Origin of the sequence: Lysobacter sp. Hz25, from assembly GCF_046097045.1 — a bacterium.
Lineage (GTDB): Bacteria > Pseudomonadota > Gammaproteobacteria > Xanthomonadales > Xanthomonadaceae > Lysobacter > Lysobacter antibioticus_B.
Genome location: NZ_CP175666.1, coordinates 5,307,447 through 5,332,019, shown reverse-complemented (window position 1 = coordinate 5,332,019; position 24,573 = coordinate 5,307,447). Strand labels below are relative to the sequence as shown.

Annotated in this window: 15 protein-coding genes; 12 read left to right on the top strand and 3 right to left on the bottom strand. The window is 65.8% G+C overall.

Annotated features, from left to right (window positions below):
* Nucleotides 1-68: 68 nt before the first annotated feature.
* Nucleotides 69-407: a P-II family nitrogen regulator gene (locus ACKN61_RS22010; protein WP_031371341.1), complete on the top strand. Its 339-nt coding sequence runs from the start codon at nt 69-71 to the stop codon at nt 405-407.
* A gap of 97 nt (nt 408-504) precedes the next feature.
* Here the strand turns inward: ACKN61_RS22010 and ACKN61_RS22005 are convergent, their stop codons facing one another.
* Complete coding sequence (locus tag ACKN61_RS22005; protein ID WP_408951237.1) at nt 505-1,446, bottom strand: LysR substrate-binding domain-containing protein; 942 nt, start codon at nt 1,444-1,446, stop codon at nt 505-507.
* 220 nt (nt 1,447-1,666) lie between these two features.
* Between ACKN61_RS22005 and ACKN61_RS22000 the strand changes: the two genes are divergently transcribed.
* The 8 genes from ACKN61_RS22000 (at nt 1,667) to ACKN61_RS21965 (ending at nt 19,121) form a co-directional block, all read left to right on the top strand.
* Entirely contained in the window at nt 1,667-2,620 is a 954-nt protein-coding gene (locus ACKN61_RS22000) for a YeiH family protein (RefSeq protein ID WP_408953890.1), read from the top strand.
* 762 nt (nt 2,621-3,382) lie between these two features.
* Nucleotides 3,383-5,101 (top strand): ShlB/FhaC/HecB family hemolysin secretion/activation protein, encoded by a 1,719-nt coding sequence (locus tag ACKN61_RS21995; protein WP_408951236.1) that lies wholly within the window; start codon nt 3,383-3,385, stop codon nt 5,099-5,101.
* A 90-nt stretch (nt 5,102-5,191) separates the two neighbouring features.
* The gene (locus tag ACKN61_RS21990) at nt 5,192-15,727 is read left to right on the top strand and encodes a hemagglutinin repeat-containing protein (protein WP_408951235.1); all 10,536 of its coding nucleotides are present in this window, start codon (nt 5,192-5,194) and stop codon (nt 15,725-15,727) included.
* A complete protein-coding gene (locus tag ACKN61_RS21985) occupies nt 15,724-16,089 on the top strand; it encodes a hypothetical protein (protein ID WP_408951234.1) in 366 nt (121 codons plus the stop codon). The genes ACKN61_RS21990 and ACKN61_RS21985 overlap by 4 nt, the downstream gene beginning before the upstream one ends.
* 353 nt (nt 16,090-16,442) lie before the next feature.
* Nucleotides 16,443-16,697, top strand: coding sequence for a hypothetical protein (locus tag ACKN61_RS21980; RefSeq protein WP_408951233.1), 255 nt, complete (start codon nt 16,443-16,445; stop codon nt 16,695-16,697).
* 58 nt (nt 16,698-16,755) lie between these two features.
* The gene (locus tag ACKN61_RS21975; protein ID WP_408951232.1) at nt 16,756-17,145 is read left to right on the top strand and encodes a hypothetical protein; all 390 of its coding nucleotides are present in this window, start codon (nt 16,756-16,758) and stop codon (nt 17,143-17,145) included.
* Between the two features lie 540 nt (nt 17,146-17,685).
* On the top strand, nt 17,686-18,393 hold the full coding sequence (locus ACKN61_RS21970) for a hypothetical protein (protein ID WP_408951231.1): 708 nt from the start codon (nt 17,686-17,688) through the stop codon (nt 18,391-18,393).
* Nucleotides 18,394-18,587: 194 nt separating this feature from the next.
* Entirely contained in the window at nt 18,588-19,121 is a 534-nt protein-coding gene (locus tag ACKN61_RS21965; RefSeq protein ID WP_408951230.1) for a tetratricopeptide repeat protein, read from the top strand.
* 213 nt (nt 19,122-19,334) lie between these two features.
* On the opposite strand, the gene speE is transcribed toward ACKN61_RS21965, so the two are convergent.
* Nucleotides 19,335-20,186 carry a polyamine aminopropyltransferase gene (speE, locus tag ACKN61_RS21960; RefSeq protein ID WP_223621513.1) on the bottom strand — a complete coding sequence of 284 codons (852 nt, stop codon included), beginning with the start codon at nt 20,184-20,186 and terminating at the stop codon, nt 19,335-19,337.
* Between the two features lie 308 nt (nt 20,187-20,494).
* Between speE and speA the strand changes: the two genes are divergently transcribed.
* From speA to ACKN61_RS21945, 3 genes are all read left to right on the top strand, one after another.
* Entirely contained in the window at nt 20,495-22,384 is a 1,890-nt protein-coding gene (gene speA / locus ACKN61_RS21955; protein ID WP_408951229.1) for an arginine decarboxylase, read from the top strand.
* Between the two features lie 9 nt (nt 22,385-22,393).
* Nucleotides 22,394-22,645: a YciI family protein gene (locus ACKN61_RS21950; protein ID WP_408951228.1), complete on the top strand. Its 252-nt coding sequence runs from the start codon at nt 22,394-22,396 to the stop codon at nt 22,643-22,645.
* Between the two features lie 243 nt (nt 22,646-22,888).
* The gene (locus ACKN61_RS21945) at nt 22,889-23,803 is read left to right on the top strand and encodes an NAD(P)-dependent oxidoreductase (protein ID WP_408951227.1); all 915 of its coding nucleotides are present in this window, start codon (nt 22,889-22,891) and stop codon (nt 23,801-23,803) included.
* A gap of 172 nt (nt 23,804-23,975) precedes the next feature.
* Here ACKN61_RS21945 and ACKN61_RS21940 read toward each other — a convergent pair whose 3' ends face one another.
* Nucleotides 23,976-24,389 carry a hypothetical protein gene (locus ACKN61_RS21940; protein ID WP_408951226.1) on the bottom strand — a complete coding sequence of 138 codons (414 nt, stop codon included), beginning with the start codon at nt 24,387-24,389 and terminating at the stop codon, nt 23,976-23,978.
* Nucleotides 24,390-24,573 lie beyond the last annotated feature (184 nt).

Sequence of the window (24,573 nt, the reverse complement as noted above, 5' to 3'; positions counted from 1 at the left end):
ACCCGCGTCGGACCTAGGTCGCGACCGCGCGGCACGTTATCCTGCGCGGTATTGCAAGGAGATCGACGATGAAGATGGTCATGGCGGTGATCAAGCCGTTCAAGCTCGACGACGTGCGCGAGGCGCTGGCCGAGGCCGGCGTGGCCGGCATCACCGCGACCGAGGTCAAGGGCTTCGGGCGCCAGAAGGGGCATACCGAGCTGTACCGCGGCGCCGAGTACGTGGTCGATTTCCTGCCCAAGATCAAGCTCGAAGTGGCGGTGACCGACGATCAGGTCGACACCGTGGTCGAGGCGATCATGAAGGCGGCCGGCACCGGCAAGATCGGCGACGGCAAGATCTTCGTCTGGGACCTCGAACGCGCGGTGCGCATCCGCACCGGCGAGATGGACGGCGACGCGCTGTGAGCGAACGCCGCCCGGCGCTGCCGGCGCGGCGCCACGCGATGGGCGCCTGCGACGGCCCATCGACCGTGAACGAAGCGGCCATCGTTCAGATCGGACCTTAGCGTCGGCGACCCGGCCCGCGTGCCCGCGCCGGGGCTGAGACGGCTGCCTCGTCCTGATCGAGAAAGGCCTGCAACGCCGGCGCGCGCGGGCGATTGACCAGTTCCAGGCGATACAGCGGGCGCGTCATCGATGCGTCTTCGTCGAGCTTGATCGTGCGCACGCGTTGCATCGTCACCAGGTCGGCGACCACGGTTTCCGGCAACAAGGCGATGCCGGCGTCGGCGGCGACGGCGTGCGCGATCGCTTCGTTGCTGCCGATCTCGATCACCCGCGCCGGCGCGATGCCGCGCGCGGCGAACAATGACTGCGCGACCTGGCGCGTGCCCGAGCCCTGTTCGCGCACCAGCCAGGTCTGGCGGGCGAGTTCGGCGAGAGAAGGGCGGCGCTTGGCGCCCAGCGCGTTGTCGGCGGCAGCGATCAGCCGCAACGGTTCGCTGCGCCACAGGCTGGCCTGGATGCGCGCATCCTCGACCGCGCCTTCGACGAAGCCGACGTCGACCCGGCAATCGATCACCGCGCGGCTGATCTGCTCGGTGTTGCCGACCACCAGCTCCACCGTCAGCCCGGCATGGCGCCGCACGAACGGGCCGAGGCTTTGCGGCAGCCAATACGCCGCGACGGTGGTGCTGGCGCCGATGCGCAGGCTGCCTTGGCGCAGTTCGACCCGATCGCGCACGTCCTCGCTGGCGATGCGTTCCAGGGCGAAGATCGCCCGCGCATGCTCGAACACCGCGTTGCCGTGATCGGTCAGTTGCACGCCGCGTACCGCCTTGGCTTCGGCGCCGCTGCGTTCGATCAGGGGCAGGTCGAGTTGGTGTTCGAGTTCGCGCACCGCCTTCGACACCGCCGACTGACTGACGAACAAAGCTTCGGCGGCGCGCGAAAAGCTCTGCTGTTCGACTACGGTCAGGAACACGCGCAACAAGTGCAGGTTCATGGCATGAGCTCAATTCATGGATACTTGAATTATATGTATTGGACTCCCCGAGTGCGCGGGCCTACCTTGGCGCCGTCGTCGATCCGCAGCCGTTTTGGAGTCCCCTGCCGTGTCCGTCCTGAACCCGTCTTCGTCCGCCTCGTCCCCGCAATCGGGCCTGACCCGCTCGCCGGGGTTCTGGCCGGGGTTGGCGCTGGCGGCGGCAATCGCGGGCGCGGCGATGGCGCTGGCCTCGCTGCCGGCCTTGCAGGCCTGGGGCCTGAGCGCGCTGACCTTGGCGATCGTGCTCGGCATCGCCGTCGGCAATAGCGTCTTCCCCGCGTTCTCGGCCAGTGCCGGCAGCGGTGTGGACTTCAGCAAGGGCACGCTGCTGCGGCTCGGCATCGTGTTGTACGGCTTTCGCGTGACTTTCCAGGAGATCGCCGGGGTCGGCGTGGCCGGCCTGGCGATCGACGCGGTCGTGGTGGCCGGCGTGTTCGGCCTGGCCACCTGGCTGGGCACGCGTTGGCTCAAGCTCGATCGCGAGACCTCGATGTTGATCGGCGCCGGCAGCGCCATCTGCGGCGCCGCCGCGGTGATGGCGGCCGAGCCGGTGGTGCGCGCACAGGCGCACAAGGTGTCGGTCGCGGTCGCCACCGTGGTGGTGTTCGGCACGCTCGGCATGTTCGTCTACCCGATGCTGTACCCCTATCTGGGGCTCAGCGAACACGCCTATGGCGTGTATGCCGGCTCGACCATCCACGAAGTCGCCCAGGTCGTCGTCGCCGGCCGCGCGGTCGGCGAGTCGGCCGCGTCGGCGGCGGTGATCGAGAAAATGCTGCGGGTGATGCTGTTGGCGCCGTTCCTGTTGCTGCTGTCGTCGCGGATCGGCGCCGCGCCGGGCGCGGCGAAGTCGAAGATCGTCGTGCCGTGGTTCGCGCTGTGGTTCGTCGCGGTCAGCGGTTTCAATTCGCTGCAGCTGTTGCCGGCGCCGTGGAAGGCGGCGATCGTGCAGATCGACACCGTGTTGTTGGCGATGGCGATGGCCGCACTGGGCTTGCGTACGCATGTCGGCGCGATCCGCCAGGCCGGCCCGAAGCCGATGCTGCTCGCGGCGGTGCTGTTCGGCGTGCTGACCGTCGGCGGTTACGGCTTGAACGTCGGTGTGGCGAAGCTGTTCGGTGCCGCCGGCTAATGCTCGTATCGAACTGATACAAGGATTCGATCAAGCGTAGGCGTATCGCCGCTGTGCTCGTCGCGGCTGAGTATATTCGCCTGACCCAAACCGGCCTGGATCGGTCTATTTCCGATGCGGCCGATGCAAGCGCCCGCTTCAGTGTGGATCTGAGCGCTTCGCCGTTGTTCACGTGCAGTCATGCCTGCATGAATTCCGCCGCCTTTATCGCCTCTTACCGTCGTCGCCCGCGTCGTCGGGCTGCGCATCCGCGACTGAGTTCGAGCCTGATCTCAACGACGATGAAAGCTGCGATCGGATTGCGGCCGGCGAGATCGCAAGTGTGCTGCTCGATATGTGCCGAGTTGCGTTCGCGTCGTTCAGTTTTCTGACTCGAAGTCGAGCTGGGTCAGCAGGTGACGCGTCGCGTCAACTATCCGGCAGCGGCGTCAAGTGTGCTTTTTGCATTCGAGATCGATCGGGCCGTCCATCGTTACTGCTCCACTGCTGGCACGAAATTTGTGACGCAGTGCGGGATATGGAGCGGATCGATCAATGGATGAAGTGTGCCATCGTGCCCTGGCCCGTATGGCTGAGCCCTAAGGCGCGGTACGAACAGTGCAGGCGCATTCGTGGCGTACCGTCGCGCACGCGCAGCGGCGCAACGGCCGGCGTCATGACGCCTCACGATCTCTGTCGATTCCATTGCGTCGGTCCCCGCGCATCGTTCTCACGTGCGCGACGAACGGGTCCAGGTCTATCTGAAGCAACGGGAGCGATGCAGTGAAGCCGCAAGAATCTCTGGGCCGTCAGCGGCCGTCGCGCCTGTGGCTCGTCTGTTTTTTGAGCGGCGCGGTCGCTACGGCCGGAGCGCAAACCTCCGATCCGGCCGAGCGCGAGCTTTCGCGCCAACGCGAGCGCGAGCGCGCTTTGCGCGAACAGCAGGAAACGCGGCCCGACGTGCGCCTGGATCAGCGCACGGACTCGGTCGCCGAGCGTTTGCCCGGCGACGAATCGCCGTGTTTTCCGATCCGCGAGTTGCGGCTCGACGGCGAGCACGCGTCGTACTTTCGATGGGCGTTGAAAGCGGCCGATGGCGACGCGGACCCCTGGTCGGGTCGTTGCCTCGGCGTGCAGGGCGTCAACGTGCTGATGAAGCGGGTACAGAACGCGATCATCGCCCGCGGCTACGTCACCACCCGCGTGCTGGCGCCGCCGCAGGACCTCAGTAGCGGCATCCTGAGCTTGACCGTGGTGCCGGGGCGGGTGAACGCACTGCGTTTCTCCGACGGCAGCGGCCCGCGCGCGCGGCTGACGAACGCGTTGCCGGCGCGGCCGGGCGAATTGCTCAATCTGCGCGACATCGAACAAGGCCTGGAGAACTTCCAACGCGTCCCGACGGTGACCGCGGACATCCAGATCGCTCCGAGCGCCGCGGCGAACGCCGCGCCCGGCGAGAGCGATCTGGTGGTCGCCTGGCAACAGCGTTCGCCGCTCCAGGCGAATCTGGGCCTGGACGACGCCGGCAGCGAGGCGACCGGCAAGCTGCAGGCGAACGCGACCCTGTCGATCGACCACGGCCTGGCCTGGAACGACTTGTTCTACGTCAACCTCGGCCGCAGCGTCTTCAACGGCAGCGGCAAGGGCACGTCCAGTTGGACCGCGCACTACGACCTGCCGTTCGGCTATTGGATGCTGGGGGCGACTGCGAGCGGCTACGATTATCGCCAGACCATCGCCGGCGCCAGCCAGGACTACCGCTACAGCGGTTCCAGCCAAAACGCCGAATTGCGTGTGGCGCGGCTGTTGTTCCGCGATGCCCACAGCAAGTTCGGCGTGTACGCGCGCGGCTGGTGGCGCCAGTCCGACAACTTCATCGACGACACCGAGATCGAAGTGCAGCGCCGGCGTAATGCCGGTTGGGAAGCGGGCTTCACCTACAAGCGCTTCATCGGCAAGGCGATCGTCGACGCCAATCTGTCCTATCGCCGCGGCACCGGTGCATTCGATGCGCTACCCGCGCCGGAGCAGCCGTTCGGCGAAGGCACCTCGCGCATGAAGCTGATCGCCGCCGAGTTGCAGCTGAGCGTGCCCTGGCAAATCGGCGAACAGCGACTGCGTTACACCGGCAGCTGGCGCGGGCAATGGAACCGCACGCCCTTGGTGCCGCAGGACCGCTTCGCGATCGGCGGGCGCTACACCGTGCGCGGCTTCGACGGCGAGGTCGCCTTGAGCGGCGAGCGCGGCTGGCTGCTGCGCAACGAGTTCGCCTGGTCGCTTGACGGCGCTCATGAGGCCTACCTCGGCGCCGACTACGGACACATCAGCGGCCCCAGCACGGCGTGGCAGTCCGGCGACCACCTGGCCGGCGCCGTCGTCGGCCTGCGCGGGCGCTGGCGGCGCCTGAGTTGGGACGGCTTCGTCGGCGCGCCGCTGTCGGCCCCGCGCGGCTACCCCACCGCCTACACCGCCACCGGTTTCAACCTCGCCTGGTCGTATTGACCGCCCAGCCGCCGCGTCGCGCAGGCCTGCGCTTCGAATGCGGCCGACTTTCCCCCGATCTACGCAGCACCCCAGCCAAGGAAGCACGCCATGAACCGCATCTACCGCCTGGTCTTCAATTGCGCCCTCGGCGTCTGGCAAGTCGCCTCCGAACTGGTGCGCTCGCCGAGCGGCGGCAGCGCCGGCCGCGGCCGCGCCGCGGCGCCTGGCCTGCGGCCGATGACCTGCGCGCTGTGGATAGCGCTGGGCTTCGCGTCGACCTTGCCGGCCCTGGCCCAGGTGGTGGCCGACCCGAATGCGCCGGGTAATCAGCGGCCAACCGTGCTGCAGGCAGCGAACGGCGTGCCGCTGGTCAACATCCAGACGCCGAGCGCGGCCGGCGTGTCGCGCAATACCTATAGCCAGTTCGATGTGAATCGCGAAGGCGCGATCCTCAACAACTCGCGCAGCAACGCGCAGACCCAACTCGGCGGTTGGGTGCAGGGCAACCCCTGGCTGGCCGGCGGCGGCGCGCGGGTCATCCTCAACGAGGTCAACAGCGCCAACCCCAGCCACTTGAACGGCTACGTCGAAGTCGCCGGGCCGCGTGCCGAGGTGGTGATCGCCAACCCGGCCGGCATCCAGGTCGACGGCGGCGGCTTCATCAACACCAGCCGCGCGACCCTGACCACCGGCGCACCGATGCTCGCCAGCGGCCATCTCGACGGCTACCGCGTCGAGGCCGGCGCGATCCGCATCGGCGGCGCCGGCCTGGATGCGAGCGCCACCGATTACACCGACCTGATCGCGCGCTCGCTGGAGGTCAACGCCGGGGTCTGGGCGCAGCAACTGAGGCTCACCGCCGGCGCCAACACCGTGAGTGCCGACCACGCCAGCATCGTCGCCGGCCAAGGCAGCGGTGCGGCGCCTGGGTTTGCCCTCGACGTGGGCGCGCTCGGCGGCATGTACGCCGGCAAGATCGCCCTGATCGGCACCGAGCATGGCCTGGGTGTGCGTAACGCCGGCGCGATCGGCGCACAGGCCGGCGAACTCACCCTGAGTGCCGACGGCCGGCTCGGCAACAGCGGGCGGATCCAGGCGCAGAGCAACGCTGCGCTGAACCTGAGCGGCGGCGTCGCCAATGCCGGCACGATCAGCGCCGGGCAGGAACTGCGCATCGGCACGGCGCAAGATCTCGACAACAGCGGCGGCACGCTCAATGCGCGGCGCCTCGATCTCAATGCGCAAAGCCTGGTCAACCGCGATGGCGCCATCGAGCAAACCGGCCTGCAGGCGTTGCGGTTGGAAGCAGGCGCGCTGAGCAACCGCGACGGCGGCCGCATCGGTCTGGCCGAGCGGTCGTCGGGTTCCGGTGGCGTTCCGGGCACGGGCACGGGCGGCAGCGGCAGTGACGGCAGCGGCACCGCGCCGCCGAGCGATCCGAACGCGCCGACGGTGGCGCCGCCGCCGTCGCTGCCCTTGGCCGACGGCGCGTTGCGCATCGCCGGGCTGTTGAACAACGATGCCGGCGCGATCCTCGCCGCCAGCGGCATCGCCCTGAGCGCGAGCAGCGGTTTGAACAACGACGGCGGTGAACTGGGTCTGGCCTCGTTGACCGTTGCCGGCGGCGACCTCAGCAATCGCGGCGGCACTCTGGCGGTGCAAGGCGACGCGCAACTGCAGCTCGGCGCGTTCGCCAACGATGCCGGCCGCGTCAGCATCGGCGGCGTGCTCGGCCTGGCCGCGCAGGCCTTCAGCAACCGCGGCGGCGAATTGCTGCACGGCGGCAGCGATGACGTGCACTGGCAGGTCGCGGGCCTGCTCGATAACAGCTACGGCCGTGTGGCGACGAATGCCGCCCGGCTCCAGCTCGACGCCGGCAGCCTGATCAACGAACAGGGCCGGATCGAGCACGCCGGCAGCGCCGGCATGCGCTTGAACACGGGCGGTTTGCACGGCCCGGGCGGGCAGATCGCCACGGCCGGCGCGCTGCAGCTCACGGCGGGCGTCGTCGATCACCGCGGCGCGAGTCTGAGCGCCAACGGTTTGGATGTCGTCGCCAGCCAGTTCGACAACCGCGGCGGCACCCTCCAATCCGGCGCCGCCGGTACGTTCACGGTCGACAGCCGTCTCGATAACGACGGCGGCCGCATCGCGACCCAAGGCGATCTGAGCGTTCGCGCCGCCAGCCTCGGCAACGCCGGCGGCACCCTGCAATCCGCCGGCAGCGGCGTTACGACGATTCAAGCGACCACCGTGCAGGGCGCGGGCGGCACCATCGGCAGCAACGGCCATCTGCTGCTGCGCGGCCAAAACGCCGACCTCAGTGCAGGCACCACCTTCGCGCGCAGCGTCGACATCGCCGTCGACACTTTGTCCACCGCGCGTGGCAGCTTGCAATCGGCCAGTGCTCTGTCGATCGCCGCCCCGAGCGCACTCGACAACGCCGGCGGCCGCATCGCCAGCAACGGCGACACCACCTTGAGCACCGCCCTGCTGAATAACCAGACCGGCACCATCGAACATGCCGGCGTCGGCACGCTGACGATCCAGGCCACGACCTTGAACGGTGCCGGTGGCACCATCGGCAGCAACGGCGCATTGGACCTGCGCGGCGGCGCGGTCGATCTCAGTGGCGGCCAGACCTATGCACGCCAGATCGGCATTCAGGCCGACGCGCTGAACCACGCCGGCGGCACGTTGCAGGCCGGCGATAGCGCAACGCTCAGCATCCGCGACACCCTCGACAACAGCCAGGGCCGCATCGCGGCAAGCGGCGACACCCGCGTGCAGGCCGCGACCCTGCGCAACCGCGGCGGCGCGATCGAACACGCGGGTACCGGCACACTCGACTTGCAAGCCACCATCATCGACGGCGCCGGTGGCAAGATCGCCAGTAACGGTCAGCTGAGCATCGCCGCGCAATCGGTCGATCTGCGCGCCGGCGACACTTACGGCCAACGCGTCGACTTGCAGGCCGTCGACCTGATCACCGCCGGCGGCAAGTTCAGCGCTGGCGAAAGCGCGCGGCTCGACGTGCAAGCTACGCTCGACAACGCCGCCGGCCGCATCGCCAGCGGAGGCGATCTGCAGTTGCAGGCCGGTAGCCTGAGCAATCAGGCCGGCCTGATCGCCAGCACCACCGCGATGCAGGTCACGACCGGCGCGCTCGACAACCGCCAGGGCCAGATCCAGAGCGGCGCTACGGCCGCACTGTCGGTCGCCGGTGCGCTCGACAACAGCGCCGGCAGCATCGTCGCCCAACAAGCGCTCGGCATCGCCGCGGCCAGTCTGGACAACGACGCCGGCGTCCTGGCCTCGATCGACGACGCAGTCGATCTGGACATCGCCGGCGCGTTCTCCAACGTCGGCGGGCGAATCCAGTCGGGCACCGCGATCAACCTGAGTTCGCAAGGCTTGGACAACAGCGGTGGCGACATCGCCGGCGCCACGGTCGCGATCGATGCCGGCAACGGCGCCCTCGACAATGACGACGGCCGCATCGCCGGCACGCAGACGCTGCGCATCGACAGCGGCGCCTTGAGCAACGACGCCGGCCTGATCCAGGCCGGCGCCGCGTTAGCCATCGACACCCGCGGCCAGGCCCTCGACAACGCCAACAGCGGCAGCGACAAGGGCATCAGCAGCGGCGGCACGCTGCAGATCAATGCGGGCGCGCTCAGCAACAGCGCCGGCACCGTCTATGCCGGCGGCGCCGCCACGCTGCAGGCCACGAGCATCGTCAACAGCGGCCAGATCGGCGGCCGCGACACGCTGACGCTCACGGCCGGCGGCATCGACAACCGCGGCGGCCAGATCCAGGCGCTGGGCGATACCCGCCTCGATGCCGGTGCCGGCGTTATCGACAACCAATCGGGCCTGATCGGCTCGGCGGCGCAGCTGAGCCTGAGCGCGGGCAGCCTGGACAATCGCAACACCCTCGGCGCCAGTCAGGGCGTGGTCGGCGGCAACGTCGCCATCGCGGCCGATACTGTCGACAATACGGCCGGTGTGCTCAGCGCTGACCAGACTTTGCTGCTGCAAGGGGGCGGGGCGGTCGCCAACGTGGGCGGCCAGATCAGCGCCGGCGGCACGGTCGACATCCGCGATGCCGGCAATACCCGCACGCTCGACAACAGCGGCGGCAGCATCGCCGCCGGCGAACTGTTGACCCTGCAGCTCAAGCGCCTCGACGGCATCGGCAGCCTGCAGTCTGGCCTGGATGCGTCGATCGCGCTCGTCGACGGTCTCGACCACCAGGGCACGATCCTGGCCAATCGCGACTTGTCGCTGTCGACCCAGGGCGACCTGCGCAACGCCGGCAAGATCGGCGCCGGCGGCGACCTGTCGCTGAGCGCGAATGCCCTCGACAACACCGTCAACGGCGAGATCAGCGCCACCGCCGGCAGCGCGCGGATTAGTGTCGCCACTACCGTGACCAATCGCGGCCTGATCGACAGTGCCGACACCCGCATCGACGCGGCGCGCATCGATAACCTCGGCACCGGCCGTCTCTATGGCGACCATCTCGCCCTAGGCGCCGGCGAAATCAACAACCTTGAGGAAACCGTCGGCGGCACGACCCGCGCCGCTACCATCGCTGCGCGCGAACGCCTCGACATTGGTGCCGGTGTGCTCAACAACCGCCGCGAAGGCCTGATCTACAGCGGCGGCGACGCCGCGATCGGCGGTGCGCTCGACGCGTCCGGCCTGGCCGCCGGCACCGCCAGCGCGGTCAACAACACCAGCGCGATCATCGACGCTGCCGGCGCGCTGTCGATCGATGCCAGCTCCATCGCCAACGCGCGCGAGAACGTCTCGATCGCCCAATCCACCACGACCCGCGCGCCGGTGCGCCTGGATCAGCCGCAGTGGCGCAACAACGGCAGCAACGCCACCCTCGACATCCGCAGCAGCAGCAACTACACCGCCTATGAGGTGTATTACCTCGACCCGAACGACATCTTGTCGGACACGCCGTACATCACCCCGGACGGGGTCATGCTGCGCAAGGCGGTGGTACGGCTGACGGCACAGACCAGCGCCTACTACTTCGCTCGCGGCGGCATGTACGCCGCGCTCGGCGAGCGCTCGCGCCTGGGCGGCGTCGACGGCACGGTGACGATCTACTACACCGGCCGCCAGGACGCGCAGTCCAATCCCGACCAGGGCGGCAGCGACGATCCCTTCGCCGAACTGTCGCAGCCGCAGCCGGGTTCGCCGGGCTTCGTCTACCAGAGCGACAACCTGGCCTACTCCAATGCCTACGGCACCTGCACCAGCAACTGCGTGCAGCTGTGGACCTCGTACGACTACGACGACCCCGACCACACCCTGCTGGTGCCGCAAGGCACCGGTGGCGGCGGCCTGGGCGACAACGAGGAATACCGCATCGCCACCCAGACCGTCACCGAGGATGCGATCGCGCCGGGCATCGGCAGCGACGCGGTGATCCGTTCGGGCGGGGCGATGTCCTTGCGCGTCGACGACCTGACAAACCGCTATGGCCAGATCGCCGCCGGCGGCGATCTCAGCATCACCGGCCACGGCGGCGCCAGCCAGGTCACCAATGTCGGCCAGACCCTGTATCGCAGCTACGACTTCAACAACGTCAGCCACGGCTACAACGGCACCACCCGCGCCTGGACCAACCCTTCCTTGTCCGAGCAGATCGGCCAGCTCGGCGGCTCGATCACCAGCAACGGCACCCTGACGATCGACACCGGCGATCTGAGCAATCTCAACCTCGGCCGCAACGCCCCCGGCGTGGTCGACCCGTCGGTGCTGCTCAATCTCAACGCCGGCTCGGCGAGCAATGCCGGCGGCGGCAGCAGCTTCGTGCTGCAACCCGGTGCCGCAGCGATCGAAGTCGTCGCCAACCCGGCGCCTAACGCGTCCGGCGCCGGCGGCGGCGCGGTGGCCGGCGGCGCGGCGAATTCGCCCGCGACCATCCGCACTCTGCCGGCGAACTTCGGCTTGCCGAGCAGCAGCCTGTTCCGCCTCACCTTCAACGGCGGCGGCTATCTGGTCGAAACCGATTCGCGTTTCGCCAACTACCGCAACTGGCTGGGCTCGGATTATCTGCTCGGCTTGCTCGGCACCGACCCGGCGAACATGCACAAACGCCTCGGCGACGGTTACTACGAGCAACGCCTGGTCCGCGACCAGATCGCCCAGCTCACCGGCCGCCGCTTCCTCGACGGATACGCCAGCGACGAAGACCAGTTCCGCGCGTTGATGAACTCCGGCGCCCTGTTCGCGCAGCAGTTCGGCCTGCGCCCGGGCATCGCCCTGACCGCGGCGCAGATGGCGCAACTGACCAGCGACATCGTCTGGCTGGTCGAGCAGACCGTGACCTTGCCCGACGGCACCCGCACCACCGTGCTGGCGCCGCAGGTGTACGTGCGCGTGCGCAACGACGACCTGCACCGCGACGGCAGCCTGATCGCCGGCGACGCGACCCAGCTCAAGCTGCAGGGCGACTTGGTCAACGGCGGCCGCATCGCCGGCCGCACCGCGGTCGCGATCACCGCGCAGAACATCAGCAACCTCGGCGGCCTGATCCAGGGCGGCAACGTCGCCGTACGTGCGCAGCAAGACCTGATCAACCGCGGCGGCGTCATCCAGGGTAAAGACCGTCTGGTCGTCAGCGCCGGCCGCGACCTGATCGTCGAAGCCACGAAGGACTACGCCCCCGACCGCCTCGCCGGCCTCTACGTCAGCAACCCGAACGGCGTGCTACTCGCCAGCGCCGGCCGCGACCTGTCCGTGCTCGGCGCCGCGCAAGTGCGCAGCGCCGGCGACGCCGCCCTCAGCGCCGGCCGCGACCTCAGCATCGCCTCGCGCGTTGGCGACACCACGACCACCGGCTTCGGCAAGAACCGCGATACCAGGCAGTCGCTGGATGTGGCCAGCGTAAGCGCCGGCGGCAACCTCGTGCTCTCGGGCGGCCGCGACGTGCAGCTGACCGCTGCGCAACTGGATGCCGGGAAGTCGGTCGCGGTCGTCGCCGGGCGCGACATCGTTAGTGCCACTCTGACTACGACCGATACCACCGACCGTTACTACAGCGACGGCAAGACCCGTACGACGTTGCATGCCGAAGACGAAACGCTGCACGGCACGACGATCAAGGCCGGTGGCGATATCGCGATGCAGGCCGGCCGAGATATCACCCTGCAGGCCGCGTCGGCCGTCAGCGAGAACGGCGGCATCGCGCTTTCGGCCGGGCGCGATGTGAATCTGACGGCGGCGCAGGAGCAGCACGACTACGTGCAGGACAGCACGACCAAGAAGTCCGGGTTCCTCAGCAGCAGCAAGAAGACGACCCACGACGAATCGCATGCGAGCCTCGCCGTCGGTACGACGCTCAGTGGCGAGACCGTGGCCATTTCGGCCGGCCGCGACGTGATCACCCAGGGCGCCCAGGTCGCAGGTACCGATGACGTTCTGGTCGCGGCCGGTCGCAATCTGACTCTGGATGCGGCGCAATCCACCTATAGCGAAGAACACAGCCAGACCCAAAAGAAGTCCGGCCTGATGGGCACCGGCGGTGTCGGCATCATGGTCGGCAGCCGCAGCATGAGCCAGACGTCGAAGGTCGAGTCGACCGAAGCCGTCGGCACCGTGCTCGGCAGCACCGACGGTCAGGTCACCCTGGTCGCCGGCCAGAACGTCAAGATCCGCGGCAGCGACGTGATCTCGGCCACTGGCACCAGCATCGTCGGCAAGGACGTGACGATCGAAGCGGCCGAGCAGCAGTCGCAGGAGACCCACACGACCCAGTTCCGGCAGTCGGGCCTGGAACTGAGCTTGAGCGGTACCGCGGTCAACGCGGCGATGGGCGCCTACCGAGCCGGCAAGCGCGCGAGCCGGAACGAAAGCGGCGACAGCCGCACGCGGGCGTTGAACGCAGCCACTGCGGTCGGTGGGGGATACAACGCTTATCAGGCGGTCGCCAACAATCCCGGTCAGAACGCCGCGCACTCCGAAGTCGGGCCGCAGGGCAGCCCGCAGAACGAAGCGGTCAACCTCAAGCTCGGCATCGGCAGCCAGAGTTCGAGCGGCAAGACCGTGATCGACCAGACGACTCAGCGCGGCAGCAACATCCGCAGCGGCGGCGATGTTGCCATCGTCGCCACCGAGGGCGACCTGACCGTGACCGGCAGCCATGTCGCCGGCCACAACGTACTGCTGGATGCGGCGCGCAACCTGACTTTGCAGTCGGCGCAGGAAACCAGCAGTCAGCGTTCGACCAGCAAGAGCGGGGGCGGTGGCGTGGGGGTGCTGGTCGGCCAGAGCGGCATGGGCTTCTACGTCGAAGCCAACGCCAGCCGCGGCAAGGCCGACGGCGACAGCGTCACCCATGCCGAGACGACCGTGGATGCGGCCAACATGTTGGTGCTGCGCAGCGGTGGCAACACCACCCTGCAAGGCGCACAGGCGCGCGGCGAGCAGGTCATCGCCCGCGTCGGCGGTGATCTGAACCTGATCAGCCAGCAGGACACCGACCGTTTCGAAAGCAAGGACCAGTCGGCCAGCGGTCAAGTGGTGGTTGGCTTCGGCAGCAGCGCCAGCGTCAGCTACAACCAGAGCAAGGTCGACAGCGAGTACAAGAGCGTCACCGGGCAGACCGGCATCGCGGCGGGCAAGGGCGGTTTCGATATCGAGGTCGGCGGCGCCACGACCCTGACCGGCGCGGCCATCGCCAGCACCGCCGATGCAGCCAAGAACCGGCTCAGCACCCAGGCGTTGATCGCCACCGACTTGCAGAACTCGGCCAAGTACAGCGCCACCAGCATCGGCGCCACGGTCGGGACCAATGGCGGTTCGCCGAACCTCAGCATGCCGCAGAAGGAAGACGCCAGCAGCGTCACCCGCAGCGGCATCAGCGCCGGCACGATCGACATCCGGGGCGGCGACGACAGCGCCGTCGCCAAGCTCGACCGCAGCATCACCGGCCTGCAACAGACCGGGCTGAAGCCGATCTTCGACGAGAGGCAGGTCAGGGAACAGATGGAGGCCGGTGCCGCGGCCTTGCAGGTCGGCATGCAGGCGAGTGGAACACTCGCAGACAAAATGCAGCAAGACGCCGTGACCGACTTGCGCGCAGCGGAAGCCGCGGGCGATCGGTCGGCGATCGACGCAGCCACCGCGCGCCTGAATAGCTGGAGCGATGGCGGTACGAACAAGGCCCTGCTGCACGGCATGACCGCCGCCGCCGCGGCCGTGTTGGGCGGCGGCGACGTGCTAGGCGCTGGCCTGGGCGCTGCAGGCGTCGAACGCGCCAAAGGCGCGATGGCGGAGTACCTGGATCAGCACAAGGTCCCCTACGGTAGTCCCGCCTTCGACATGTTGATGGAACTCGGCAGCGCCGCGTTGGGAGGCTTGATCGGCGGCGGCAGCGGCGCCGCCGCGGCGCTGGCGGGGGATCAGTACAACCGGCAGTTGCATCCGGACGAAATAGCCTGGATCAACGCCCATGCTTCGCAGTTCGCGTTTGAATCCGGGGGCATCTCTGTCGACGAGGCCAAGCGCCGTTTGATTTTGGAGGCTGCCGCTCAGGTAGATGCCACATTCAATCAAAGGCTCAACGAGCACCTCCCCATTGAGGATCAAGTCGATGAGGCGGCCCTGTCGTTCCTGACCGAGAACCGCCCGCAGTTCGATTGGGGGAAGGGATTCGAGGAGCCCGATGCGGCAAGGTACACGGATCACACGGTGTTTCGTGACCAGCTCGCGGGCGACGTCAATGCCTATCAACAGCTCTACAACACATTCCAATCTGCAGGGCTGAGCCAAGGCGATTTGCGTTACATCTATGGCAGCAGTCTGCTCGATTGGGCGGATGGTGTGCACGCAAAGAGCGGCCGTCAGGTAACCGCAGTGATCGGGGCGAGCAGCAGCGTGGGTGCGCTGGCCGCGCTTGGGGCTGTGGGTGCTGGCGCAGCCACGGGCATGGGCACCAATCTGGTCGTACGATGCTTGAGCAACCTGCTCGGATGCAATGCACTCGGCCTAGCTGGGATGGAATTCCTGATGGGCGATGCGGCACCGTCTACGGGCCTTAGTCCAGCGGTTGGACGCAAGGCGACTGAGGCCGTTGCCTCGGTGGCCGATGATCTTGCGAGACAAACGGCGAGCAAGGCGGATGATATTGCTCGCCAGGTCGGCGTTCCTGACTTTGCAGGTGGAGTGGCGCCTGGTCCGGTTAGTTTTACAGGGCGCTCTGATAACTTCTATCGTTTTGCATCTCGCCGCTCAGATATCGATCCAGTTGGATACTTCGATGTGGTTGCGCACGGAGCTACAGAGGAAATACAAATAATGACTGCCAGCGGTCCGATGATGGTAAATCAGCGCGTTGCCGCCAGGTTGATTCAGCAGTCGCCAGGATATAGTGGGCAGCCCATTCGACTGCTCTCCTGTGAAACAGGCGCGTGCGATGCTGGATTTGCTCAAAACCTTGCCAATAAGATGAATGTCCCTGTACAGGCTCCGACAGACATTATATGGGCGTACGCGGATGGTGTGATGGTGATTGCGCCTAGGCTCTCACGAGATCCTAAGTCGCCTGGTTTTAACTTGCCGGATCTATCGAGGCAGGGCGCCTTCGAGACGTTTATGCCGAGGAAGACTTATCCATGAAAACGTCAAAAAAGCATGGTTGTGAAAAGTGCGGAGGGTTGACGGAAACCCGTAAGGACGGTTCCGTGGAAGGAATATATTGCACTGTTTGTGATTGGGCAATGGTAACGACCAGTATTCCCGCAATTAGCAGGGATACTGGAATCTATGAGGTTAGGGTCGTTGGTGGCGATTTCACGGATAATAATCAGGTGAAAATCATATCGAGGGTATCTGGTGTAAATTTTTTAGATGCGCGCAAGCTGTTGGCTGCGAAAGGATCGCTTGTTTTTAGAGGGCGGGCAGACAAGGTTTTTGAAGTGCGCGAAGCGCTGAGGGCGGGGTCTATTCCTTGCGAAATCAGCCCTTCTTTTAATTACTAGTTGGCCTGGCTCTGAGAGCGGAAAAGACTTGATTGTGTGAGGGAGCGGGCAATTGGAGCAAAGGTGAATGCGTTTCCATTTCGTCGATGGCTTCTGCGAGTGTGCGACTTGCGAAGCTCTCCGATGAAGTCGACCTGTGCTTCGATCTGGATTCTTGAATAAAATTGGCTGCTGCACATTGGGGGCATGATTATTCGGATGGCTTTGCCATCATTCCTCATCAATTGATCGTGGATGGCCTCGCCCAGAGGCTAATGAGATTGCGATCTAAGGATTGCTGAATAGCGCAAGAGATTGCCGGGATGTCAATGTGCCGGTGCCATGGTGATTAATGGTGAGCTGAGGAGGCAGCTATGGCGAAATTTCTTTGCAAATGTGAGCATGTAATTAATCTGATTAGCTCTCCTGCACCTGAGCAATTTATACTTGTGCCGGAAGGGTTATTAGATGATTTGGCCAATGAGGTGAGTGCCAAGGTCATGCAGTTCGATCTATTTTTCAGCCGAATAGATGCAGTTGGCAGAGCTGTGATTGAATGTCCTGTCTGCGCCAGAATATGGATAAAAAATAGAGTTGGCGAAGCCTATAATCCCTATCTTAGAGAGTGATCTGGCTGCAGGGGTTGTTGCTCTCATATCCCGCTAAAAAACAGATTTGCGAGGCGTGATGGCTGATGAGATGCCAGTTGCGAGCGAAAGACAGCAGTTGTATGTGTCGCTGCTAGAAGCGGTGGGTCGTGCATTTCGTTCAGCTCAGGAGGACGGAGGAATGAGCAGAGATCAGGCGTTTGCGTTTGCATACGACGAAATCGAGCGCTTGCTTCGCGATCCATCCATCTGGGTGAGCGTTGCCGCCTATGTGGCGTTATTCAAGGTCGCGCACGATCACGGGGTTGTTCTTCGAGTTGATGATCCATTTGACCAGGACGTTCGCAATGAACTGGCTGTGGTTTTTGAGGGCGTTGAATCAGAGGCGGCCATCGCAATGGTTGCGCCTGATATTTTAGGGGGTTTTGAGTGTGACTTTGAGTTGGTTCGGAGGATCTATCTCATATAGATTTAATTGAGGGGGCGGTAGCTTGTACGAGGAATGAAAGCGACTCGATGCCGCCGCATGGCGCATTGATTAATTGCGCGAACGGTGTTCCTGGCAGCGACAGTTGTGGCGTTATCCGGCTGCGACTTTGTTTGTAATTTTTCCTTCTTGGCAATTAGAGTGAATCCTGATGCGGCTATGTTTAACCGTCATGATTGGGATGGATTCGTTGCGGCGATAGCGGCGGAGTGGGTGGATAACGCGATAACGAGAATGCTTTTACAAATGACTTCGGACCAGGATTTGGCAATGGCTGTCTGGGCTTGTCTTCGTTCCCAGTCATTGGAGTGGATGCAAAGAGCAGTGCCAGGGCTGGATGGAAACAGACCGGTCGATATGCTGGGCAATGAGAGTGCCAAGGATAGGCTTAGGTGGATTCTTATTTCGAATCCGTGGTGGTAGTTGCCTGCGTTCAATTTTCTAGATTAGATGGTGAGCGGGGAGATTTTGGGCGGCGCTCTTTTTGATGTGTCTTTTGAGGCTCTTACGGTGGCGTCAAACATGAGTAAATGGAATAAAATTTCCCGTATTGCATCTGCCGCGCTGCTGATCTGTGTTTCTTCCACCACTTCGGCGGGTCTCTTCACCCGCGCCCGCACTGAAGCTCATAGATTGGGTGTAGTGGGAGGTAGTCCTGTGCAGCCCGTACAGGTCAGAGGTTTGGCGATTTATTCGCTCCTGCAGGATGCCGCTTCAGGCAACAAACGTCTGAGCAAGGACACTGAGCGGTTCCGCATCATGCTGGCTCAAGGTTTCGAGGAGCGCGGCCTGAAAATTTCTTCGGTCGATGCGTTGGCGAGCGGCGCTACGCTCCCGTCTTCGAACGTCGTTCGCCACACGATTGGCCCGATAGAGACTGGGTCGGTGAAGGTCTTGAGCGATCAGGCGAAGAGCAATGCCTTGGAGCTGGCGCGGAGCTATCGTGCGCAAGAAGCTGCGCTACCGGCGACGCATCGTTTGGTCTTGCTGACGCACAACACCGGCATGAGTTGGACCTGGCAAGGGCCGCAGGCGACGGGCGTCAACGCCTATTCCTTCAAGGTCTATTGGCTATTGGAGGACGCGGCTGATCATCCGGTTGTGGCGGGATGGACGACGGCGACATTGGATGTTCGCGGTTTTCCGGCGAAGGACATGGTCGACCAGATCATTACCGAGCTGGAGCGCCAAGGAGTTCAGTGGTCGAAGTCCTCTGTGCCGGCGCCCTAGTTTCTGGATTGAGTTTGCGTCGAGGTGCGATGCCGGCGGTAACCTGCTCGATATCGTCACCAGCGTAGCTAGAACCATAGAGCTCGAATCGGTATCAAGCGAAGCGCTGACGGGGCCTAAAAGGCACATATATCCGTGTATCGAACTGCGGTTCCCTGCCTGTTAGGATCTGGTTTCCAAACAGGGGGAGTTGCATGAAGGCACACATAATGACGGCCGTGGCCGTGGTTCTTTTCGGTTCTGGCATCGGCGTGAGCCATGCCGCGAAGAAGCCGCAGCTCACGGCCGCTGCGTACCACCAGAAGGCGCCCGAAGATGCCGCCAAGGCGTTGTTGGAGGTCGCGCTGGTCCAGGCCGGCAAGAATGGCAGTTGGGAGCGCATCGGCGCCGGCCGGGTGTATTACCTCGGCGGCTTGAAGGCGCAAGGGCAGTCGGTGTTCGATGCGATTCTCTCGGGCAAGCACGAGGACAGCGATGTGTATCGCATCGCGCGCGTGTACGCGGAGGCCGGGGAGTGGGCGAAGGCCAAGCCTTTGTTCGATCGCTTCATCGCGGGTAATCGCGACGATGCCAAGGCGCATGCGGAAATCGGCGCGCATTACCTGTTGCAAGGCGACCGCGCGACGGCCGAACGCATGTTCGATCGGGCGTTCGAGCTGGAGAACGACAATCCGTGGATCACCGAGTATGTCGCGGGCGCTTATCTCGGGGTGAAGCCGCAGGAGTAAGCACGACCGATGGCGGGGTTGGTTAGTGCCTGCGCCATCGGAAATGAGCGGCAACGGCGGGTGGATAGATCGCCGTCGACCGACGGGCGATTCCGCAGCTCAGTCGAAACCGCTGCGAAGCAATGTTCCTGCGGTTGCCGCAACAAAAAGCCCCGCGCGAGCGGGGCTTTTTGTTGACCGACACCAAGCGCGATCGATCGCGCCGCGCGGGGCTTACTCGCCCAGCGCCTCGGCCACGAAGGCCGGGGTCGACAGTGCGCCGCGGTGGATGCCGGCGTTGTAGTACTTGCTGGCGAAGGTCTTGGCCTGGGCGTCGGCTTCGCGGAATTCGAAGTTGCCGCTCTTGCGCGCCAGGGTGCAGCTCCACCAGCCGGTCGGGTAGCACGGCTGCGGGAAGGGCAGGGTCTTGAAGGTCTTGAAGCCGGCCTTGCCCATCTCGGTGCGCATTTCCTTGATCAGCTCGATCAGCATCAGCGGCGATTCGGACTGCTGCACCAGGATGCCGTCCTCGCGCAGGGCGCGGAAGCAGCTTTCGTAGAAGGCCTTGTTGAACAGGCCTTCGGCCGGGCCGACCGGGTCGGTGGAGTCGACGATGATCAGGTCGACGCTGTTCGGCGCGCGGTTGGCCATGTAGGCGATGCCGTCGTCGAACAACAGCTGCGCGCGCGGGTCGTCGTTGCGGTCGCACAGTTCCGGGAACCACTTTTCGGCCATGCGGGTGACCTGCTCGTCGATGTCGCACTGCACCGCTTCGGTCACGCCGTCGTGCTTGAGCACTTCGCGCAGGGTGCCGCAGTCGCCGCCGCCGATGATGACGACGTTCTTCGGCGCGCGATGGGTGAACAGTGCCGGGTGCGACATCATCTCGTGGTACAGGAAGTTGTCGCGCGTGGTCAGCATCACCGCGCCGTCGATCAGCATCAGGTTGCCCCAGTCGGTCGTTTCGAAGATTTCGATCTTCTGGAACGGCGATTGGACTTCATCGAGCTTGCGGGTGACGCGGTAGCCGATGGACGAGCCGGTCGGCTCGAAGTTTTCGTAGTGCCACGTCGGTTCGGTAGTCATGCCGTTGCTTCCTGATAAAGGCCGTGCGGGTTGGGCGTTGTTGCGTGGGACGGCGTCGAGCGCCGGTGCCGCGTGATCGCTGGGTCGGGCCGGCGCGGGCGCGCCTGGCCCGGCAGCGGGCTTCGGGGCCACGCTTTCGAGGCCGGGGGCGCGGATTGTAGCGGACCCATATGAAACGGGCCGTATGAACGGAGGTCGTGAGCGGCCCGGGTTTGCCGATTCGGCCGGCCGCGACGCCCGCGGCGGGGCCCCCACCGGGGATGCGGCCTGTAGAATGCGCCTTCCCCACTTTGTCTGGTAACACGCCGATGTCCGACTGGTCGCTCGATCAGGCCCGCAAGACCTACTCGATCCCCCACTGGTCCGAAGGGTATTTCGACATCGACGCCGCCGGCCGGATCGCGGTGAGCCCGCGCGGCGAGCGCGGCCCCACCGTGGCGCTGCCCGAGGTGGTCGACGCCGCCCGCGCCGCCGGCGCCAAGCTGCCGATGCTGGTGCGCTTCCCGGACATCCTCGGCGACCGCCTCGGCAAGCTGCAGAGCGCCTTCGCCCAGGCCATGCGCGACTGGGACTACGCCGGCGGCTACACCGCGGTCTACCCGATCAAGGTCAACCAGCACCACGGCGTGGCCGGCACGCTGGCCTCGCACGCCGGCGAAGGCTTCGGCCTGGAAGCGGGCAGCAAGCCCGAGCTGATGGCGGTGCTGGCGCTGAGCCGGCCCGGCGGCCTGATCGTCTGCAACGGCTACAAGGACCGCGAGTACATCCGCCTGGCCCTGATCGGCCGCAAGCTGGGTATGGAAACCTACATCGTCGTCGAGAAGCCGTCCGAGCTGCAGGTCGTGTTCGAGGAAGCCAAGGCGCTCGGCGTGAAGCCTGGCCTCGGCGTGCGCATGCGCCTGGCCTCGCTCGGTGCCGGCAAATGGCAGAACAGCGGCGGCGACAAGGCCAAGTTCGGCCTCAGCCCGCGTCAGGTGCTGGACCTGTGGAAGCAACTGCGCGACAGCGGCCTGCAGGACTGTCTGGGCCTGCTGCATTTCCATATGGGCTCGCAGATCTCCAACGTGCGCGACATCGCCAACGGCATGCGCGAGGCGACCCGCTATTTCATCGAGTTGTCCAAGCTCGGCGCCAACGTGCGCTACATGGACGTCGGCGGCGGCCTCGGCATCGACTACGAAGGCACGCGTTCGCGCAGCTATTGCTCGATCAACTACGGCGTCAATCAGTACGCCTCGAACATCGTCCAGCCGCTCGCCGAGGCCTGCCAGGAATACGGCCTGACCCCGCCGCGCCTGGTCACCGAGTGCGGCCGCGCGATGACCGCGCACCACGCGGTGCTGGTCGCCAACGTCTCGGAGATCGAGGAGGCGCCGGAAGGCCGCGTGCCGCCGGCGCACGACGACGAGCCGGCGGTGATCCGCCACCTGCGCGAGATCCACGACGAACTCGACCAGCGCCCGGCGGTGGAGCTGTTCCACGAGGCCCAGCATCACCACGGCGAAGGCCTGTCGTTGTATGCGCTCGGCCAGATCGACCTGACCCACCGTGCCCGCATCGACGATCTGTTCTATGCGATCGCGCACGCGGTGCGCGCGCGCCTGGACGGCAGCGAGAAGAGCCATCGCGACTTGCTCGACGAGTTGAACGAGCGCCTGGTCGACAAGTATTTCGTCAATTTCAGCGTGTTCGAGTCGATGCCCGACGTGTGGGCGATCGACCAAGTGTTCCCGATCGCGCCGATCGAGCGCCTCAACGAAGTGCCGGACCGGCGCGGCGTGATCGCCGACCTGACCTGCGACTCGGACGGCAAGGTCGACACTTACGTCGAGAACGAAGGCCTGGACACCTCGTTACCGCTGCATGCCTTGAAGCCGGGCGAGAGCTATCGCCTGGGTTTCTTCCTGGTCGGCGCGTACCAGGAAATTCTCGGCGACATCCACAACCTGTTCGGCGACACCGATGCCGTCGAAGTGCGGGTGGACGGCGACGGCTACCGCCTTGCGCAGCAGCGTCGCGGCGACACCACCGACGTCATGCTCGACTATGTCGGCTACAAGCTGGCCGACTTGCGCGAGGCGTATCGCAGCAAGGTCGCCGCCGCCAACCTGCCGGCCGACGAGGCGCGCCGCCTCGACGAGGCGTTGGAAACCGGCCTGACCGGTTACACCTATCTCGACGACTCGCCGGTGGCCTGAGCGATGACGATGAATCGGTATCTGGTGATGGCCATGCGCCTGCCGCAGTTCGACACCGCGCAGATCGGTCCGCATCGGGATTTCCTCGACGAGTTGCGCGGCCAGGGGCGGCTGGAACTGGCCGGCGGCTTCGGCGACAAGAGCGGCGGCGCCTACGTGCTGCGCGCGTCGGATCTCGACGAGGCCCGGGTGATGGCGTTCCGCGACCCGCTGCATCTCAGCGGCTCGTCGCGGATCGACGTTTACGAATGGCAGGCCTGAGCCCGGGCTGAGCCCGGGTCGAGCAGCGCAAGACGCCGCCTTCACCGCGCGCGGCTTGGCGCGTTCAGGCAGCAGGGGAGCCTGTAGACCCAGACTGGGACGCATCGACGTCGTCCGGCAACGCCGGTCGCACGACGGCCGGGCGGGATCGCGGTACTGTCCACAGCCGGTCGGGCGGTCCGCCGACGGCGCGGCATCATGGTTTTTTGAAATATTTAGCGCCCGTAGGGGCAGAAGGTCGAAATGAAAGTAGGGGTAATCGGTCTGGGAGCCATGGGCGCGCCGATGGCGCGTTACGTGCATAGCAAGGGCGTGCTGACCGCGGTCGGCAACCGGACGCAGGCCAAGGCCGATGCGATGGCATCGGAGCTGGACGTGCGCGCGGCCCGCTCGGCGGCCAACTTCGCCGATTGCGATCTGGTCGTGCTGTGCGTGTCGCTCGACGCCGACGTGCTGGAGAACGTCGCCGCCCTGGCCGAAGTGCTCAAGCCTGGCGCGATCGTGGTCGACCATTCGACCGTGTCGGTCGAGACCGCACGCCGCGCCGCGGCGCTGCTGGCGGTGCACGACATCGGCTTCCTCGACGCGCCGGTGTCCGGCGGCGTCGAAGGCGCGCGCAACGGCAAGCTGTCGATCATGGTCGGCGGCGACGAAGCCCAGCTCGAGCGCGTGCGCGACGTCATCGATACCTATGCGGCGCGCATCACCCACATGGGCGCGACCGGTGCCGGTCAGGCGACCAAGGCCATCAACCAGATCCTGGTCGCCGGCATCAACGAGGCGGTCTGCGAAGGCCTGGCCCTCGGCGAGAAGCTCGGCCTGGACCCGGAGCGCCTGTTGCCGACCTTGATGGCCGGCGCGGCCAGCAACTGGTTCCTCGACAAGCGCGGCGCGACCATGCTGCGCGACGAGTTCGCGCCCGGCTTCAAGTGCCTGCATATGCTCAAAGACCTGCGCATCGTCCAGGGCATCGCCCGCGACAGCGGCATCCGCACCCAGACCATCGACCAGGCCGTGGCGGATTACGCCGAGCTGATCGAACGCGGTTACGGCGAGTCGGACACCTCGGCCCTGATCGCGCTCAAGCGCGCGCGGCCGGCGGAAGTGGTCGAAGAATCGGATGCGGCGCCGGGGGCTGCGGCCAGCATCGAGGCCTGAGCGCTAGCCGGGTTCCAGCGTACAAAACGAAAACCCGCACGCTGCCAGCGTGCGGGTTTTTTGTTGTGCGGCGGATGCGGTTCGCTGCCGTTGCGTTTGGTGGTGCGCGGTCGCGGCTTGCGCCGCCCCTGCCCTGGGAGGGCGCGGCGCGAGGGCTGAGTGGAGATGCGAATCAGCGCGTGGCCGGCCGGCTGCGCCGTTGCGCGATGCGCTCGCCGAGGATGGCGCCAGCGAAGGCGGCGATGACGGTCAGGACGATGGCGAGCGCGTTGTAGCGCAGCGCGCCGGCCAGCGAGCGCATCGGCAGCGGGCTGTCGGGCAGGGCCATCGAAACGATCGTCCACAGGGTCAGCACCCACATCGCCACCATCAGCAACAGGGCGATCCAGCGGAAATGCGCGTGGCGCGCGATCGCGCCGCCGACGCCCATGGCGATCAGGGCCCCGAACACGTCGAGCAGCGGAATCGCGCCGGCGCCGGTCTCGATCGCCTGGCTCGCGTCCAACCCCAGGAACTTGATGAAAATGCCGAACAACAACAGCACGCCTGCCGCACTCAGGCAGCCCAGAAGAATGCGCTTGTCCATCCGATCCCCAACGACTACGTAGCGGGCGCAGTCTACTTCGACGCTCGTGCGACGCAGGGTGACCGGCGTCGCGCTGTGGCCGGGCGCGCTGCCGGAAGGTGGCGCTGCGCCGACGCGCGGTGACGCATCGCGGCAGTTTTTGCCCGACGAGTCGGCGACTCGGGTACGGCGAATGCCGGGCCGG

Bases quoted from the DNA above. Each gene is read 5' to 3' on its own strand.
- ACKN61_RS22010 (WP_031371341.1), top strand. From the start codon at position 69: ATGAAGATGGTCATGGCGGTGATCAAGCCGTTCAAGCTCGACGACGTG.
- ACKN61_RS22005 (WP_408951237.1), bottom strand. From the start codon at position 1,446: ATGAACCTGCACTTGTTGCGCGTGTTCCTGACCGTAGTCGAACAGCAG.
- ACKN61_RS22000 (WP_408953890.1), top strand. From the start codon at position 1,667: ATGGCGCTGGCCTCGCTGCCGGCCTTGCAGGCCTGGGGCCTGAGCGCG.
- ACKN61_RS21990 (WP_408951235.1), top strand. From the start codon at position 5,192: ATGAACCGCATCTACCGCCTGGTCTTCAATTGCGCCCTCGGCGTCTGG.
- ACKN61_RS21985 (WP_408951234.1), top strand. From the start codon at position 15,724: ATGAAAACGTCAAAAAAGCATGGTTGTGAAAAGTGCGGAGGGTTGACG.
- ACKN61_RS21980 (WP_408951233.1), top strand. From the start codon at position 16,443: ATGGCGAAATTTCTTTGCAAATGTGAGCATGTAATTAATCTGATTAGC.
- ACKN61_RS21975 (WP_408951232.1), top strand. From the start codon at position 16,756: ATGGCTGATGAGATGCCAGTTGCGAGCGAAAGACAGCAGTTGTATGTG.
- ACKN61_RS21970 (WP_408951231.1), top strand. From the start codon at position 17,686: ATGAGTAAATGGAATAAAATTTCCCGTATTGCATCTGCCGCGCTGCTG.
- ACKN61_RS21965 (WP_408951230.1), top strand. From the start codon at position 18,588: ATGAAGGCACACATAATGACGGCCGTGGCCGTGGTTCTTTTCGGTTCT.
- speE (WP_223621513.1), bottom strand. From the start codon at position 20,186: ATGACTACCGAACCGACGTGGCACTACGAAAACTTCGAGCCGACCGGC.
- speA (WP_408951229.1), top strand. From the start codon at position 20,495: ATGTCCGACTGGTCGCTCGATCAGGCCCGCAAGACCTACTCGATCCCC.
- ACKN61_RS21950 (WP_408951228.1), top strand. From the start codon at position 22,394: ATGAATCGGTATCTGGTGATGGCCATGCGCCTGCCGCAGTTCGACACC.
- ACKN61_RS21945 (WP_408951227.1), top strand. From the start codon at position 22,889: ATGAAAGTAGGGGTAATCGGTCTGGGAGCCATGGGCGCGCCGATGGCG.
- ACKN61_RS21940 (WP_408951226.1), bottom strand. From the start codon at position 24,389: ATGGACAAGCGCATTCTTCTGGGCTGCCTGAGTGCGGCAGGCGTGCTG.